Source organism: Myxococcus sp. AB025B (assembly GCF_006518215.1).
In the GTDB taxonomy this organism is placed as follows: Bacteria; Myxococcota; Myxococcia; order Myxococcales; family Myxococcaceae; genus Myxococcus; species Myxococcus fulvus.
In genome coordinates, this window is record NZ_SRLW01000261.1 from 1 (window position 1) to 14,088 (window position 14,088).

Annotated in this window: 11 protein-coding genes and 1 pseudogene; 4 read left to right on the plus strand and 8 right to left on the minus strand. The window is 72.1% G+C overall.

The window, feature by feature from the left end; translation table 11 throughout:
- The first annotated feature begins 9 nt into the window (after positions 1-9).
- Complete coding sequence (locus FL311_RS32570; RefSeq protein ID WP_228557235.1) at positions 10-861, plus strand: alpha-ketoglutarate-dependent dioxygenase AlkB; 852 nt, start codon at positions 10-12, stop codon at positions 859-861.
- Positions 862-1,085: 224 nt separating this feature from the next.
- Here the strand turns inward: FL311_RS32570 and FL311_RS32575 are convergent, their stop codons facing one another.
- The 5 genes from FL311_RS32575 to FL311_RS32595 all read right to left on the minus strand — a co-directional run bounded on the left by FL311_RS32575 (position 1,086) and on the right by FL311_RS32595 (position 6,816).
- Positions 1,086-2,336 carry a DEAD/DEAH box helicase gene (locus FL311_RS32575; RefSeq protein WP_141331374.1) on the minus strand — a complete coding sequence of 417 codons (1,251 nt, stop codon included), beginning with the start codon at positions 2,334-2,336 and terminating at the stop codon, positions 1,086-1,088.
- Positions 2,337-2,394: 58 nt separating this feature from the next.
- Positions 2,395-3,261, minus strand: a complete 867-nt coding sequence (locus tag FL311_RS32580) for a VWA domain-containing protein (protein ID WP_228557232.1) — start codon at positions 3,259-3,261, stop codon at positions 2,395-2,397.
- A 112-nt stretch (positions 3,262-3,373) separates the two neighbouring features.
- On the minus strand, positions 3,374-4,768 hold the full coding sequence (locus tag FL311_RS32585; protein ID WP_141331378.1) for an adenylosuccinate synthetase: 1,395 nt from the start codon (positions 4,766-4,768) through the stop codon (positions 3,374-3,376).
- Positions 4,765-5,757 carry a VWA domain-containing protein gene (locus FL311_RS45555; RefSeq protein WP_228557233.1) on the minus strand — a complete coding sequence of 331 codons (993 nt, stop codon included), beginning with the start codon at positions 5,755-5,757 and terminating at the stop codon, positions 4,765-4,767. The genes FL311_RS32585 and FL311_RS45555 overlap by 4 nt, the downstream gene beginning before the upstream one ends.
- A gap of 39 nt (positions 5,758-5,796) precedes the next feature.
- Positions 5,797-6,816, minus strand: coding sequence for a hypothetical protein (locus tag FL311_RS32595; RefSeq protein WP_141331380.1), 1,020 nt, complete (start codon positions 6,814-6,816; stop codon positions 5,797-5,799).
- Positions 6,817-6,869: 53 nt separating this feature from the next.
- Between FL311_RS32595 and FL311_RS32600 the strand changes: the two genes are divergently transcribed.
- Entirely contained in the window at positions 6,870-7,343 is a 474-nt protein-coding gene (locus FL311_RS32600) for a putative toxin-antitoxin system toxin component, PIN family (protein ID WP_141331382.1), read from the plus strand.
- On the opposite strand, the gene FL311_RS32605 is transcribed toward FL311_RS32600, so the two are convergent.
- Together FL311_RS32605 and FL311_RS32610 are read right to left on the minus strand one after the other, a co-directional pair.
- Complete coding sequence (locus FL311_RS32605) at positions 7,319-8,845, minus strand: hypothetical protein (protein ID WP_141331384.1); 1,527 nt, start codon at positions 8,843-8,845, stop codon at positions 7,319-7,321. The genes FL311_RS32600 and FL311_RS32605 overlap by 25 nt on opposite strands.
- Entirely contained in the window at positions 8,842-9,759 is a 918-nt protein-coding gene (locus tag FL311_RS32610; RefSeq protein WP_228557234.1) for a cytochrome c family protein, read from the minus strand. The genes FL311_RS32605 and FL311_RS32610 overlap by 4 nt, the downstream gene beginning before the upstream one ends.
- A 157-nt stretch (positions 9,760-9,916) precedes the next feature.
- Between FL311_RS32610 and FL311_RS32615 the strand changes: the two genes are divergently transcribed.
- Entirely contained in the window at positions 9,917-10,930 is a 1,014-nt protein-coding gene (locus FL311_RS32615; protein WP_141331388.1) for an NAD(P)-dependent alcohol dehydrogenase, read from the plus strand.
- Between the two features lie 64 nt (positions 10,931-10,994).
- On the opposite strand, the gene FL311_RS32620 is transcribed toward FL311_RS32615, so the two are convergent.
- A complete protein-coding gene (locus FL311_RS32620) occupies positions 10,995-13,274 on the minus strand; it encodes an RIO1 family regulatory kinase/ATPase (RefSeq protein ID WP_141331390.1) in 2,280 nt (759 codons plus the stop codon).
- Between the two features lie 469 nt (positions 13,275-13,743).
- On the opposite strand from FL311_RS32620, the pseudogene FL311_RS32625 reads away from it, so the two are divergent.
- A pseudogene (locus FL311_RS32625) lies at positions 13,744-14,088 on the plus strand (EF-hand domain-containing protein); the annotation flags it as partial.

The following is a 14,088-nucleotide window of genomic DNA, read 5'->3' on the forward strand; positions in this document are numbered from 1 at the left end:
GACTGGGCCCTGGGCAGGAGACAGAAGATTCGCCAGTGGCGATTTGGCATGTCTGTGTATGCGCTCATCGCCATTGTCGTTGCGCTATTCGCCGAACCCTGGCTGGGGGGGCTGCACCCGCTGTGGGAGGAGCGCTTCTCGAAGCACTTCCCGCCGCCGCCGGGGCAGCAGCAGCGGCGCCTGCTCCGGCCGGTGTACTGGCTGGGCAACTGGCAGTTCGCGTGCCTGGATTACTACCGGCCGCCCAAGGGCGTCTGGAACCGGTGCGTGAAGGCGGAGCCGTTCCCGGAGGTGCTCCAGCGGCAGGTGACGAAGATCGAGGAGCTGGCGCGGCGCATGTTCCGGGGGCCGGACATGCCCAAGGGCTGGCACCTCAACACGTGTCTGGTGAACTTCTACGGCAACCGGCTGGAGGAGGACCGCTGGGTGGACACGGCGCGGGTGGGCGAGCACAAGGACTTCGAGCCCGGCCCGGTGGCGTCGCTGTCCTTCGGCGAGCGGGCGCTCATCCAGTTCGTGACGTCCTCTCGGCCCGGTGAGCGGGACGCGGTGGTGCTGGAGCAGTGGCTGGACGACGGGGCGCTGGAGCTGTTCGGTGGGGCGCGGTGGAAGGAGGAGACGTTCCATCGGGTGCAGCGGGTGGACACGCGCGCGGGGCATGACCTGGCGCCGAAGCTGCCGGACTTCCGCACGCGCCGCATCAACCTGACGTTCCGCTACGTGCCGGACGAGCACGTGACGCCGTTCTTCAAGCTGTCGCCCGAGGCGCGCGAGGACGTGCGCGGCTACATGCGCACGCTGGCCGAGGGCAGCGCGTTCTTCCGCGCGGAGCTGGCGCGGGAGCAGGCCGCCACGCGCTGAAGGCCGTTCCCCGTCGAAGCCGCGGGTGGGCGGCAGGGCGAGCGTCACGCAGGCGCGCCCAGGGACTCCGAGGGCCTCCTGCGGCGGAGGGCGAGCGCCACGCAGGCGCGCCCGGGGACTCCGAGGGCCTCCTGCGGCGGAGGGCGAGCGCCACAGGCAGGAGCGCCCGGGGGCTCCGAGGGCCTCCTGCGGTGGATGGGAGCACGCTCGAGCGGTGGTGCCGCTCAGCGGGGCCTGCGCTTGCCGTGGGTCCGGGCGTGGCGACCCTGCTCCTTGCCGGGGGACGCTCCCGAGTCCTTCTGCGGAGGACCGGGGTCCTTCTGGGACGCGAGGAAGCGCGTCCACGCCTCCTGGAACACGGGGTCCTCGCGCGGCACGGGGACGCGGGGAATCTGTCCGCGCATGATGCGTTCGATCTCCGCCACCACGTGCTTGTCCCGCGACGTGGCGAAGGTGGACGCGACGCCACTGGCCTGCGCGCGCGCCGTGCGGCCGATGCGGTGCACGTAGTCCTCGGGCGAGTGCGGCAGGTCGTAGTTGATGACCTGTCCCACGTCCTCCACGTCCAGGCCGCGCGCGGCGATGTCCGTCGCCACCAGGCACCGGTAGGTCCCCTCGCGGAAGCCCTCGAGCGCCTGGCGCCGCTGGTTCTGCGTCCGGTCCGCGTGCAGCACCGCGCTCTTGTGGCCCTCGCGCTGGAGCAGCCGCAGCACCTTGTCCGCGCGCTCCTTCGACTTGGCGAAGACGAGCGCCGTCGAGTCGCTCTGCGCGAGCAACGTGAGCAGCAGCGCCGACTTCTCCTCTGGCTTCACGATGTAGAGCCGCTGCTCGGCCCGCTCGGCGGGAGTCCCGCTGCGGGTCACCTCCACGCGCACCGGCTTGTGCAGCCGCTCCCGCGCGAACCTGCCCACGTCGGGGCCGAGCGTCGCGGAGAACAACAGCGTCTGCCGCTTGCGAGGCAGCGCGGCGAGGATGCGCTCCAACTGGGGCAAAAAGCCCATGTCGAGCATCCGGTCCGCCTCGTCGAGCACCAGCCCCTCCATCCGGTACAGGCTCACCGAGCCCGTCTCCAGCAGGTCCACCAGCCGGCCCGGCGTGGCGAGCACGAAGGTGGGATGGGCCTTCAGCGCCTCCACCTGCGCGGACATGTCCTCGCCGCCGATGACCACGGTGTGCGTCAGGCCGCGCGCCTCGGCGAAGACGCCCAGCGGCTCGGCAATCTGCCGCACCAACTCCCGCGTGGGCGCGAGCACCAGCCCCAGCGTGCCCTTCCGGCCCGCGAAGCGCTCGACGAGGGGGAGCACATAGGCGGCCGTCTTGCCGGTGCCCGTGGCCGCGCAGCCGATGACGTCCTTGCCCGCGAGCGCGGGAGGGATGGCCTGGACCTGGATGGGGGTGGGCTGGGTGAAGCGCACCCGGCGCAGCGCGCCGAGCGTGTCCGGCGACAACCCGAGCCGTTCGAAGGAATCACTCACGGCCTGGGGGTATCACGGCGTCGGGCCCCGTGGGAAAGGGCCTGACGCCGGCACTGTCCTATGGCGTGTCGCGCGGCTTCTGGGCCCAGGGCTCCACGGCCCGCAGGACGCTCTTCACCCGCTCGGCGGGCTTGCCGGCGTCCCTCAACCGCCTGCCCAGCGCGTCCAGGTGCGGCACGGCGCGCTCGGTGAGGGCGACCAACGCGGCGGCCACGTCGCAGGTGTCCACGGCGTCGTCCATGCAGATGACCCGGTCCTCCAGGACGATGCGCCAGGTCTCCTCGCAAGAGCCTCGGCGGCGCTGGTCCGGGATGAGGAAGAACGGATGGAACGTCCGCTCCAGCCGCTTCACCGTCTGGTAGATGGGCTGGTTGTCCTTCATCGAGTCGCCGATGAGCTTCGTCACGTGGCGCGCCGCCACCTCCTCGGAGGGCGGCTCGTCGCCCGTCATGAAGAAGTAGCCCTTCTTGCCGCGCTTCTCGAAGCAGTCCATCGCGGTGTGCTCGGCGGCGAAGTACATGCCCAGCTCGTAGGACTCGGAGGGGTTCGAGCCGCCACCGCGCTCCAGGAACATCCACGTGAGCCACTGGTCCAGCTGCTGCTCGGAGGACTCGAACTGGCCGACCTGGAGCGGGGCCCTGTCGTAGTCCGCGTCACCCACGGCCATGAAGAGCACCTGCGGGTCCGCGATGCCCGCGTCCATCAGGTCCTTCATGAACGAGGGGAACGTCTTGCGCGCCAGGATTTCGGGGATGTTGCCCATGGAGCCCGTCACGTCGAGCGACATGACGACGGCGAGCGAGTTCGGGTGGGCCGCGCTGTCCCGGCTCTCGCGGAGCTTCACCCCGAACGGGTCCATCCTGGGATGACAGGCGCGCTGCCTGAACACCTCTTGCGGCGGCAGCTCGCTGCGAGCCTCCGTCATCGCCCTGTGCGCTTCGTGACTGTAGGACCCGTACCCCATGTTGGCTTGACCCCCTCGTTCGAGACACCGCGTCCCGCGGCACGGCGACGCTAGCGCGGAGGCGAGGGTGGCGTCAGCCTCGGGGCTGCTTGTCCCCGGCTGTCGGCCCCCGGGACACCACGGTGACGCGTGTGCCCAGGGCGGCTTCCACCCAGCCGAGGAAGCACTCGACGCGAGCCTCCGGGGGTCCACCCAGCTCCAGGGTCCTCCGCTCGGGCACGCAGCGCGCCAGGGCCCGCGTCAGGCGCGCCTGCCAGTCGAGGTCCCGCCCGGAGTCGCTGGGGCGCAGCGCGGTGATGCGCTCGGAGCCCGGCGCTTCACGCACCAGGGGCGAGTCCTCGTCGGAGCCGACCTGTCCGGGCGCGGCGCGATACGCGTCGCACACCGGCCAGCGCGAGGTCAGCCGGTCCAGGTGCGTCACCGCGAGCGCATCCACGCCGCCGCAGACCTCGAGCGCATAGCGGCCGAGCACCGCGTCGAAGGCGCCCACGCGAAAGCCGCCCTGCCAGCCGTCGGCGCCGTTGTGCGGCTCGGGGAGAGAGGGCGCGAGGCTCGCGTCCTCGGTGGGGAAGGGGCCCTCGCCGTGGCGCGTGGCATGGGCGCGCAGCACGCCCAGCCGGTGCACCTCGCCATCGAAGCCATGCTCGCGCAGCAAGGCCAGCGCGGGCTCGAAGGTGCACGTGCTCCAGGTGGTGTGGGGATGGAAGCCGCGCCACTCGTCCAGCAGCACACCCTGCGCGCCCTCGAAGAGCGTGGTGCCCGCGCGAAGCCGGGCCCCGAGCCATGCGTCGTCGACCACGCGCTGGAGAGGCTCGATGCTCCGCACGGCCTCCGCCCAACGGGCACTCACGCCGGAGTCCTCCAACATCGCCCGCTCCGGCGCGGCGTCGGGGAGTCCATGGGTCATCCGCAGCACTTCGACCAGCTCGGTCCTCAAGCGCTCCTGCGCCGCGCGGGCCTTGCGCACGAGTCCGCCCGCGTCCCTCAGGTCGCCCGCGAGCACGGTGTCCCCGGGATGCGCGAGCGCATCGCGCACCGTCTCACCCACGCCCACGCCGCAGGTGCCGTGTCGCGCGGCCCCGCGAGCCAGCTCCCGCAGCCTCCCCGCCGCTTGATGGAACGGCGTGATGACGCGGGCCCGCTCGCTCACCGTCACGCGGGACAGGGCCTCCGGCACACCGCGCTCGGCGAGGTAGCGGGCCTCGACGCGCAGGGCCAGCGGATGGAAGACGGTGGAGTGCGCCAGGTGCGTCCCCACGCCAGGCACGAAGGTGCCCGCGCCGAACTGGGAGAAGGTGTGGTGTCGGCCGTCCTCGGTGACGACGTTGTGCCCCGCCTGCGCGCCGCCGTTGAAGCGCACCACGAGCCTCGCGTCATGTCGACGCGTCAGCCAGTCCGTGAGGGTGCCCTTGCCCGCGTCGCCGAAGCCCAGGTCGACGACGATGTGGGCCGCGCGCGAGGCGCTCATCGCCCGTCGCGAGGGACGATGCGCCGGTGGCCGGAGCTGGCGTCGTCGAAGGGCAGGTGCTCGTCCTCCAGCCGCGGCTGCGGCGTGCCGTCGCGTCCCAGCGTGGCGGCGAAGGGCGTGAGCGCGCGGATGACGGCGCCGCGTCGGGAGCGATCCCTGCCCTCGCGCTCCAGGTGGCGGGCCAGCGCGTCGATGTCCGCGATGGCGCCCTCGCACAGGCCGACGAGACTGGAGGTCACGTCCACGCAGTCCCCAGGCTCCTCCAGACAGATGACGCGGTCCCCGAGCAGCTCCCGCCAGTGCCGCTCGCAGTTGCGGCGGCGGGCCAGACCGGGGATGAGGAAGAAGGGCTCGAAGGCGCGCTGGAGCTCGTCCACCACCTGCTGCACGGGCAGGTCCTTCTCCAGCCCGTCCCCCATGAGCGAAGCCACCTGCGTGTGCGAGACGAACGGGTAGGGCCGCTCGTCACCCGTCATGAAGAAGTAGCCCCGGCGGTTGCGCTTGCGGAAGCAGTCCAGGTCCGTGTGGCGCGCGGCGAAGTACATCGCCAGCTCATACGACTCGTGGCCCGGCGTGCCTCCGCCGCCTTCCAGGAAGGACGAGGTGAGCCACTGGTCCATCTGTCGCTCGTTGGACTCGAACTGGCCGACCTGCAGCGGGGCGCGGTCGCTGTTCGCGTCGCCCACCGCCATGAAGAGCACCTGTGAGTCCGTCACGCCCACGTCCAGGAGCGCCCGCATGAAGCTGGGCAGCCCGCGCCGCGCCAGCAGCTCCGGGATGTCACCCATGGAGCCCGTCACGTCGAGCGCGAAGACGATGCCCAGCGAGAGGGGGTGCTCCTCGCTGTCCCGACTCTCGCGCCAGTTCACCCCGCGCGGGTCCATCAACGGATGGCAGCGCTCCTGCCGGAAGAGGACCTGCCGGGACAAGGTCCCCCGGGTCTGGATGAGCGCCTCGTGCGCCTGGCTGCTGTAGCTCCCGTAACCCATCGCTCGACTCTCCTTCCACGCCACGGCGTTGCGCCGCGCTCAACGCCACCCGGGCAGGGTGAAGGGAACGAAGCGCGGAGGACCGAAGGCCTCGAGCGCCGCCCGTGACACCGCTTCCTTCACGCTCCACGCATCGAGGCTCGCGCCGCGCTGGAGCCGGGCCTGGTCGCGCAGCAGCGCGACGAGCGGCGCCGGCACCTTCGCTGGAGCCTGGCCCGTCGCCGCCGTCCCACCGAGCACCCAGGCGAGGGAGCGCGCGAGCATGACCAGGTCCGTGGCGGGCGAGGGCGTGGCGCCGTCCAGCAGCTCCTCCGGATAGAAGTCCGGGTGGGCCACGCTGCCGGACGGCAGGGCCAGGGTCGAGTGGTACCTCGTGGCATTGGACCAGCCCACCAGCATCACGCCATGGTCCCTGGGGTGCACGAGCAGGTGGGGCGGCAGCACCGCGCCGTGGACGTAGCCCGCGCGGTGCACGAAGCCGAGCACCTCCAGCGCGCGCTTCCACATCCACACCGCCGCGCGCGGGTCGATGCCCTCCGGATGCACCTGACGCAGCTCCGTCAGCGAGTGCTGGAAGCCGCTCGTCCAGCGATACACGGCCGCCGGGCGCGAGGTACCCACCGGGTCCTTCACCTTGCCCCGGGCCACGGGCTGGGGGAGCAGCCGCGTGAAGTGCTCGGCGCCCTGGGCGCTGGAGCCCTGGAGCTCCTCGAGGATTTCGTACTCCCGCGCGACCAGGTCTCCATCCGACAGCGCTCGGGCGACCTTCAGCACCACCATCTCCGTGATGCGCGCGTCGCGCCGCGCGAGGAACACGTCGCAGCTGTCCCCCTGGCCCAGGCGGCCGAGCAGCACGTAGCGCGTCCCCGCCACGGTGACGCGAGGCCGGTCCGGAGCGAAGGGCGGGTCATCCGCGGGACGCGCGGGCTTGGGCCAGACGGCCACGCCCTTGGCGGACACCATCGCCCCGCAGTAGGCGCAGGTGAGGATGCCATTCGCCGAGGCGGGGGGCGGTAGGTTCGCGCCGCAGCCCGGACACTTCAGAAGTTGTAGTTCCATCCGACCCCCTCATGCGATGCGGGGCCAGCATACCGTGCCCGCAGGAAACCCGAATGACGCCCGTTGCCCCCGTGCTGCCCGTGGTGCTCGACACCAATGTCGTCCTGGACCTCTACGTGTTCGAGGACCCGGCCCTGCGTGAGCTGCACCAGGCCCTGCGAGACGGACGACTGGTGGCCTGGGCCGAGGACGCGACGCTCGCGGAGCTGGGCCATGTGCTCGCCTCGCGCCACTTCCTGCCCGGCCGGGCCCAGGATGCGCGGAGCACGGCGCTCGCGCGCTATCGCGAGCACGCGCGGGTACTGCCGGCGGGAGAGGGGAACTCGGCGCTGGAGCTCCCCCGGTGCAAGGACCGCGACGACCAGAAGTTCCTCGTCCTGGCCGCGCGGGCCGGGGCGTCGTGGCTGGTGAGCAAGGACAAGCGCGTGCTGTCCATGGCGGACCGGCACGGGATGCCCTTCCTCATCCTCACGCCCCGGCAGGCGGTGGCGCAACTGTCCGCTCAGGCGCTGGAGGCGGGGCGGTAGCGCAGCACTCGCGCGGCCTGCGCGTTCACCACGAAGGCGGTGATGCTCTCCAGGCGCGACTTGCCCGCCTTCTCGCTCCACTCGAGCACGTAGAAGAAGACCGGGTCGTCCGAGCCCTGCATGTTGCCGTAGACGACCACCGAGTCGGCCCGCTGGTCCTTGTAGGTGATGAGCGTCTGGCGGAAGGTGAGCCACACCTCGCGATTGCCGGAGGCCTCGGAGGTGCCGCGCAGGAACGCGGTGGGCTTGTCGAGCGGGCCCTGGAGGAACTCGCCGCCCGCGGCCCGGTGCTCCAGCATCTCGCTCTTGGAGCCCGACGAGTCCGCGAAGACGCCCGAGCACTCCTCCTCACAGGTGAAGTCCGCTTCGGCTGGGGCCTCGCGGCGCTCCTTCTCGCACCGCTTCTCGCACGCGATGAGCTCGCGACCTTCCTGGGCGAGCGCCTTCTGGATTCGCGCCTTCATCTGCGCCTGGGTCGTGTCGGCCTCGAAGAACGTGGCGTCCGCCAGGTGGAGCAGGCCGGCCACCCGCACCAGGCCAGGGTCCTCCATCGCGGACAGCGCCGCGCCCGCCGCCGCCTTCTGGGGGCGCAGCTGCGCGGGCTTCACGCGGGTCCACGTCCTGCGGGCCTCGGAGTCGGTGCCCGCGCGGTTCAGGTCGACGCGGTCGAACTCCGCGGCCATCCGCCGGGCGCGAGCGAGCGCGGCCTTGTACGCGGGCTTCTCCGGCACGGTGGCCAGGAAGTCCGAGGCGGCGACGCTCATCACCCCACCGGGGCGCGAGAGCATCTCCTGCTCCGTGAAGTCCTTCTCGAAGAGCGTCTCCACCTTGTAGCGCGGCGCCCACTCCACCTTCGCCTTCGTGTCGTTGCGCGCGGCGGCCATCTTCCGCTCGTACGCGTAGGTGCGCACCTGCTCGAAGGCCGCCGTCTCCGCCTCGGCCTTGTACGGGTCCTCACCCTCCACGTACACGCGCAAGTCGCTCAGGCACGTGTCGTCATACGTCGCGCCCGGATAGGTGGACACGAGCGTGAGCCGCACGCCGCCCACGCGCTCCGGCACGGGCACGCGGACCTCCTGCCAGCCGAGCACGTCGCGCAGCTCCGCCTCCACCGGCGCGCCCGTCGTCCGCGGGCCCGTCTCGCCCTGGACCAGCGGCTCCAGCTTCACCTTCCGGGGACGCGCGTTGGCGCGGTAGAGCTTCTCGGACTTCTGGTAGCCGTTGCGCACGAAGACGCGGAACACCTTGGCGCGCGTGAGGGACGGTCCCCACCACTCCAGGGCCTCTCCCTCGCCGCGCCCCTTCGCGCCCTCCACCCACGCGGTGGCCGGGTCGTCGTCCGCGACGTAGAGCGGCAGGTAGTTCTGCGCGTGCTTGTTCCAGCCGTTCTCCAGGAACGTGGACGCCGTCACGCGGCGCGGATGCAGCCGGTGCGCGCCGCCCGCGTCGGGCTCGAGCAGGACGGGTGGGGCGGCGGCGAGGATGAGCGACAGGAGGATCATGGCTTGCGCTCCGGGGTGTGTCGGGGTGGCGGAAGGGGTGCGGCCCACAGCACCAGCTGCGAGAGGCCCGCGGGGTAGAGCCCCGAGTCTTCCTGCTCGCGGGACACCAGGTGGTAGACGACGCGCGCGTAGCGGGCCGTGGACGGGAGCCGGACGCGGAGGGGGCGGCCTGGGACGAGCCGGGTGTCCTCGATGGCGCCCAGGTGGGCCAGCGGCTCCGGGGCCCACTGGCGCACCTCCAGGCGGCGGCCCAGCGTGGCCACGGTGGTGGCGGACTCGAAGAGGGGAGTGTCGGCGACCTCCACGCTCACCCAGCGCATGACGTCGCCGGAGGGGAAGCCATGGCCCACCTCGCGCGTGGACAGCACGAGCTCGCCATCGCGCGGCTCCACGACGAGCGCCGCCTTGAGCGCCTCGGTGCGCCGGGTTCCGCCGAGGCCGTGGTCACCCCGGGGCATGTGGCAGTGGGTGCAGTGGCGCGTGTCTCCGGTGGCCTTGCGCCAGGCGGTCCACTCGCCCACGGTGTCTTGTTGCCACTGCGTCTTGGAGAGGCGCACGCGCTGGCCATCGATGTTCAGGACGGGGAAGCCGAACTGGTGGCAGCCCGCGCAGGGCATGCCCGGGGTGGCCTGGGCCTTGTCGATGCGCGCGTGACAGGCCGCGCAGGTGACGCCGTGCTCCTCGGGGGGACTGTTCGCGGGCAGCGCGCCCCGCTCCAGGTTCCGCGCGAGGGGCGCGTGACACTGGACGCACCAGCCCGGACGGTCCTCGGTGATGGCGACCTGGAAGACGTCATCCGTGCGCGCCGAGGCATGGCCGCTGTTCCTCCAGGCCTCGACCTCGGGCGCGTGACACTCGGCGCAGCGCTGGAGGCTCCAGTCCGGCAGCCCGTGGGGCGCGGGGCCCACCTCCATGCGCGCGGTTCCCTGCGGGAAGCGGGCACTCGGCGCGGAGGCGAGGAGCGAGCAGGTGAGGAGGAGGAGCGCGTGCACTGTTGAACGTGGAGTGTATTCGCATGGGACTCGTGGACGCACCTCCCCCCGGGCGTGCGGGAGCGGTAGAACCGGACCCATGAAGGCCTACGAGATTCGGGACGGATTCGGGTTGGAGAAGCTGGTGTCGTGCGAGCGGCCGGACCCCACGCCGGGCCCGTTCCAGGTGCGCGTGCGGGTGAAGGCGACGAGCCTGAACTACCGCGACCTGATGATGGTGGAGGGGCGCTACAACCCGCGGCAGAAGCTACCGCTGGTCCCCAACTCGGATGGCGCGGGAGTGGTGGATGCGGTGGGGCCGGGCGTCACGCGGGTGAAGGTCGGAGAGCGGGTCATCGGGCTCTTCGCGCAGGCGTGGGCCGCCGGTGAGCCGACGCGCCTGGCGCAGCAGTCCACGCTGGGTGGGCCGCTGGATGGCGCGCTCGCGGACACGATGGTGCTGCGCGAGGACGGGGTGGTGCCCACGCCCGACTACCTCACCGACGAGGAGGCCGCGACGCTGCCCTGCGCGGCCCTCACGGCGTGGAGCGCACTGGTGACGCATGGCGCGCTCAAGGCGGGGGACGCGGTGTTGCTCCAGGGGACGGGAGGCGTCTCCATCTTCGCGCTGCAGATTGCGCGGTTGATGGGCGCGCGCGTCCTCATCACGTCGAGCCGCGACGACAAGCTGGAGCGCGCGCGCGGGCTGGGGGCGCACGACGGCATCAACTACGTGACGACGCCGGACTGGGACAAGGCGGCGCGTGCGCTCACGGGCAACGCGGGCGTGGACCATGTCGTGGAGGTGGGCGGGGCGGGGACGTTCGAGAAGTCGCTGCGCGCGGTGCGGCCCGGCGGCACGGTGTCCGTCATCGGCGTGCTGAGCGGGGTCGCGGGGGCGGTGCCGTTGACGTCCATCCTGATGCAGAACCTGCGGGTGCAGGGCATCCTGGTCGGACATCGGCAGAGCTTCGAGGCGCTGCTGCGTGCGTTCTCGCAGCACTCCGTCCGCCCGGTGGTGGACCGCGTGTTCCCCTTCGACGAGGCGGTGGCGGCGTTCCATCACCTGAAGAGCGGGGCCCACTTCGGCAAGGTCGTCATCCGCGTGGGATGACGTGACGCCGTGTCGAAGTGGGGAAGGGCCCGGTGACGACTGGCGTCCACCGGGCCCTGGGGCCTCAGGAGCCGGTCTCGGTGGGGCCCGAGTCGGACGGATTGTTGTTCCTCGCGACGTAGCTCACCTGGGGACCGCCTCGGGGACCGCGAGGTGCGTTGCCCCGGTTCGAGTTGGGGCGCTGCTGGCGCGCCTCGCGCAGCGTGTTGCCCCCCGGGCCGGTCGGCGGACGGGTCTCCACGGTGGGCTGCGAGGGCCGATTGGGGCCTCCGCGGCGCTCGCCACGGGGAGGCCGCGCGTCATTGCCGGCGAAGGTGTTGCTCGTGCCAGCCTGGACCTCGTTGCCCTGTCCCCGGTGCTCGACCAGGGGCTGACGCTCGTCGCGGTTGCCGCGCCCGTTCATCGGGGGACGTGAGTTGGCGTGGCCGTTGCGGGGCTCGGACGGGTCGCCGCGGCGGTTTCCATTGCGGAAGTCGCCGGGACCCCGCGGGCCACCGTTGCGTGAAGCCTCCGCGCCACGCGTGTCCCCGCCCTCGAACGCAGGGGCGACGGACGCGTGCGCGTCCTGGCCGTTGCGAGCTTCACCCTGGAAGTCCCTGGGGCCTCCATTGCGACGCTCACCCTGGAAGCCGCGAGGACCACCGCCACGTGAATCACCCGAGCCGCGAGCCTCGCCCGAGAAGCCGCGAGGACCACCACGCGAGTCGCCAGCGCCTTGCGTCGCATCCCCATGACGGCGCTCGCCCTGGAAGCCGCGAGGGCCGCCGCGCGAGTCGCCCGGGCCCTGCGCGGCATCACCGTTACGGCGCTCGCCCTGGAAGCCGCGAGGACCGCCGCGCGAGTCGCCCGGGCCCTGCGCGGCATCACCGTTACGGCGCTCGCCCTGGAAGCCACGAGGCTCACCGCGCGAATCCCCAGCGCCTTGCGCAGCATCACCGTTACGGCGCTCGCCCTGGAACCCACGAGGCTCACCGCGCGAATCTCCAGCGCCTTGCGCCGCATTGCCGTTGCGGCGCTCGCCCTGGAAGCCACGAGGACCCCCGCGCGAGTCTCCAGCGCCTTGGCCCGCGCCGCCCTGGAAGCCGCGAGGTCCACCACCGCGCGACTCTCCCGCGCCGCCCTGCGGCCGATGCGCGCCGTTGCGCGAGTCACCGTTGCGCGCTGCCTCGCCGTTGCCGTTGTGCGCGCCGCCCTGGAAGCCCCGAGGACCTCCATTGCGCTGCTCTCCCTGCGGCGGCCGCGCGCCATTCGCCTGCGGAGGCCGAGCACCACCACCTCCCGCCGGACGCGCCTGCTGCGACGCGGGCGGGTTCGGACGGTTGTTGCCCGAGCGCGGCGGTCCTCGCCCCGGACCCCTGCGGCCTCCTCGCTGCGCCGGAGCGGCGGGCGGCTTGCCTCGCTCGCCACCCCCCTGCCTCAGCACCAGCGCCTCCAACTCGAGCAGCTCCGCCTCGGCGGCCTCCTCGGGCGTCATCGCCGGCTTGGGCGGAGCGGGCGCGACCTCGACCTGTGGCGCCCGCTGCTCCAGGCGCGGATGGCCGCCCCCGAAGCGCGCGTCCGGACGGCCCCTGCCCTGGCCTCCACGGCGAGCCCCCTCACGGAAGCCTCCCGAGGGCACGAACTCCGGCGTGAGCTCGCGCCGCACATAGGCGCTCCAGATTTCGCCGGTGTCCCCCGCCATGCCGTACAGCGCGGGAGCGTACGTCGCGAGGAACTCGCGCACGTTGTCCAGGTCGCGGCGGAAGTAGAACTCCGCGCGGTTGTTGCGCGCCGCGGCGATGGTCTGCGGGAAGTCGATGATGACCGGCCCCGCGTACCCCATCAGGATGTTGTACGGCGACAGGTCTCCGTGGATGAGGTCCGCGCACAGCATGCTGATGACCTGCGCGCGCAGGTCCACGTACATCGCCAGCGCTTCCTCGGGCGTGGTCGGCGGCGCCTCGACCAGGCGCGGGGCCGGATGCCCCTGCGCGTCGATGACCACCTCCATCAGGAGGATGCCCTCGTAGAACAACACCGGCGTGGGCACCCGGACGCCCTGCGCGTGCAGCTTGTAGAGCGAGTCCGACTCCGCGCTCTTCCAGGCTTCCTCCGCGGCGGCCTGCCCGAACTTGCTGCCCTTCTCCATGGCGCGACGCGTGCGCGAATTGCGCACCTCACGCCCCTCCCGGTAGCCCACGTTGTTGCGGAAGTTACGCTCGTGGCGCTCCTTGTACAGCTTGGCCGCCACCACCTGCCCGGCGTGCTGGACGAGCCACACCTCCGCCTCCTTGCCCGTCTTCAGTTGGCCGAGAACGGCCTCGATGATTCCATCGGCGAGGAGGGTCTCTAGCGAGTCATTCATTCAGAGGCGGAAGTCCAATGGGGTTCGGGCGGGGGCATTCCAATGCGCGCGGGGCGGCCCTGCTCGCAGCGCGCGGCGGCATGTGAACATCTCGCGGGGCCCTCTTGCTACCAGCATGACGCCAGGAGCAATCAGGTGAACCAACGCCCGGCCTGCTAACAGTTTGTCCGCCAGGGTTCCAGGCCATCGATGCGCTCCGGTCCGGCTGGGTCAAAGTTGACCAAGACCCTGGAATCCCTGGGGAAAAGTCCGGATGCCGGACCACCGCCCCCCAGGCGTCCAGGCGAGCGCCAAGCCGTGGGGCCGGACAGGGGGCCGGCACCGACGAGTCGACACTCGGCGTGCGGGCGAGCGGAGGGGCCGCCGGTGGGCTCCACCGGGGAGGCGCCGGCCGGAGACCTGCACCCAGGGGCTGCCGACCCGCACCAGGAGAGCGCTACGATGCGCGCCGCCCAGGAGGGGCTCACCCATGGCGACGAAGAAGCGCAAGTCGAGTGCTGCGAAGAAGTCATCCCGGCGCGCCTCCACGACGAAGAAGGCCGCGACGAAGAAGCCCACGGCCCGGAAGGCCACCGCGAGGAAGAGCGCCGCGAAGAAGGGCGCGGCTCGCAAGAGCACCGCGAAGAAGGCTGCCACGACGAAGCGCGTCGCGAGGAAGGCGGCCCCGCGGAAGAGCGCCGCGAGGAAGGGCTCGACCCGGAAGGCCCCGCGCGGCGGCAGGAAGTCCGCGCCCGCCACGGCGCCCCTGTCACCGCGCCTGGTCGTCTCGCGGGACGTGCCCGAGACGCCGCCCCCCTCCGTCCAGGACGAGCGC

Bases quoted from the DNA above. Each gene is read 5' to 3' on its own strand.
- FL311_RS32585 (WP_141331378.1), bottom strand. From the start codon at position 4,768: ATGAGCGCCTCGCGCGCGGCCCACATCGTCGTCGACCTGGGCTTCGGC.
- FL311_RS32580 (WP_228557232.1), bottom strand. From the start codon at position 3,261: ATGACGGAGGCTCGCAGCGAGCTGCCGCCGCAAGAGGTGTTCAGGCAG.
- FL311_RS32605 (WP_141331384.1), bottom strand. From the start codon at position 8,845: ATGATCCTCCTGTCGCTCATCCTCGCCGCCGCCCCACCCGTCCTGCTC.
- FL311_RS32610 (WP_228557234.1), bottom strand. From the start codon at position 9,759: ATGGAGGTGGGCCCCGCGCCCCACGGGCTGCCGGACTGGAGCCTCCAG.
- FL311_RS32615 (WP_141331388.1), top strand. From the start codon at position 9,917: ATGAAGGCCTACGAGATTCGGGACGGATTCGGGTTGGAGAAGCTGGTG.
- FL311_RS45555 (WP_228557233.1), bottom strand. From the start codon at position 5,757: ATGGGTTACGGGAGCTACAGCAGCCAGGCGCACGAGGCGCTCATCCAG.
- FL311_RS32595 (WP_141331380.1), bottom strand. From the start codon at position 6,816: ATGGAACTACAACTTCTGAAGTGTCCGGGCTGCGGCGCGAACCTACCG.
- FL311_RS32620 (WP_141331390.1), bottom strand. From the start codon at position 13,274: ATGAATGACTCGCTAGAGACCCTCCTCGCCGATGGAATCATCGAGGCC.
- FL311_RS32600 (WP_141331382.1), top strand. From the start codon at position 6,870: ATGACGCCCGTTGCCCCCGTGCTGCCCGTGGTGCTCGACACCAATGTC.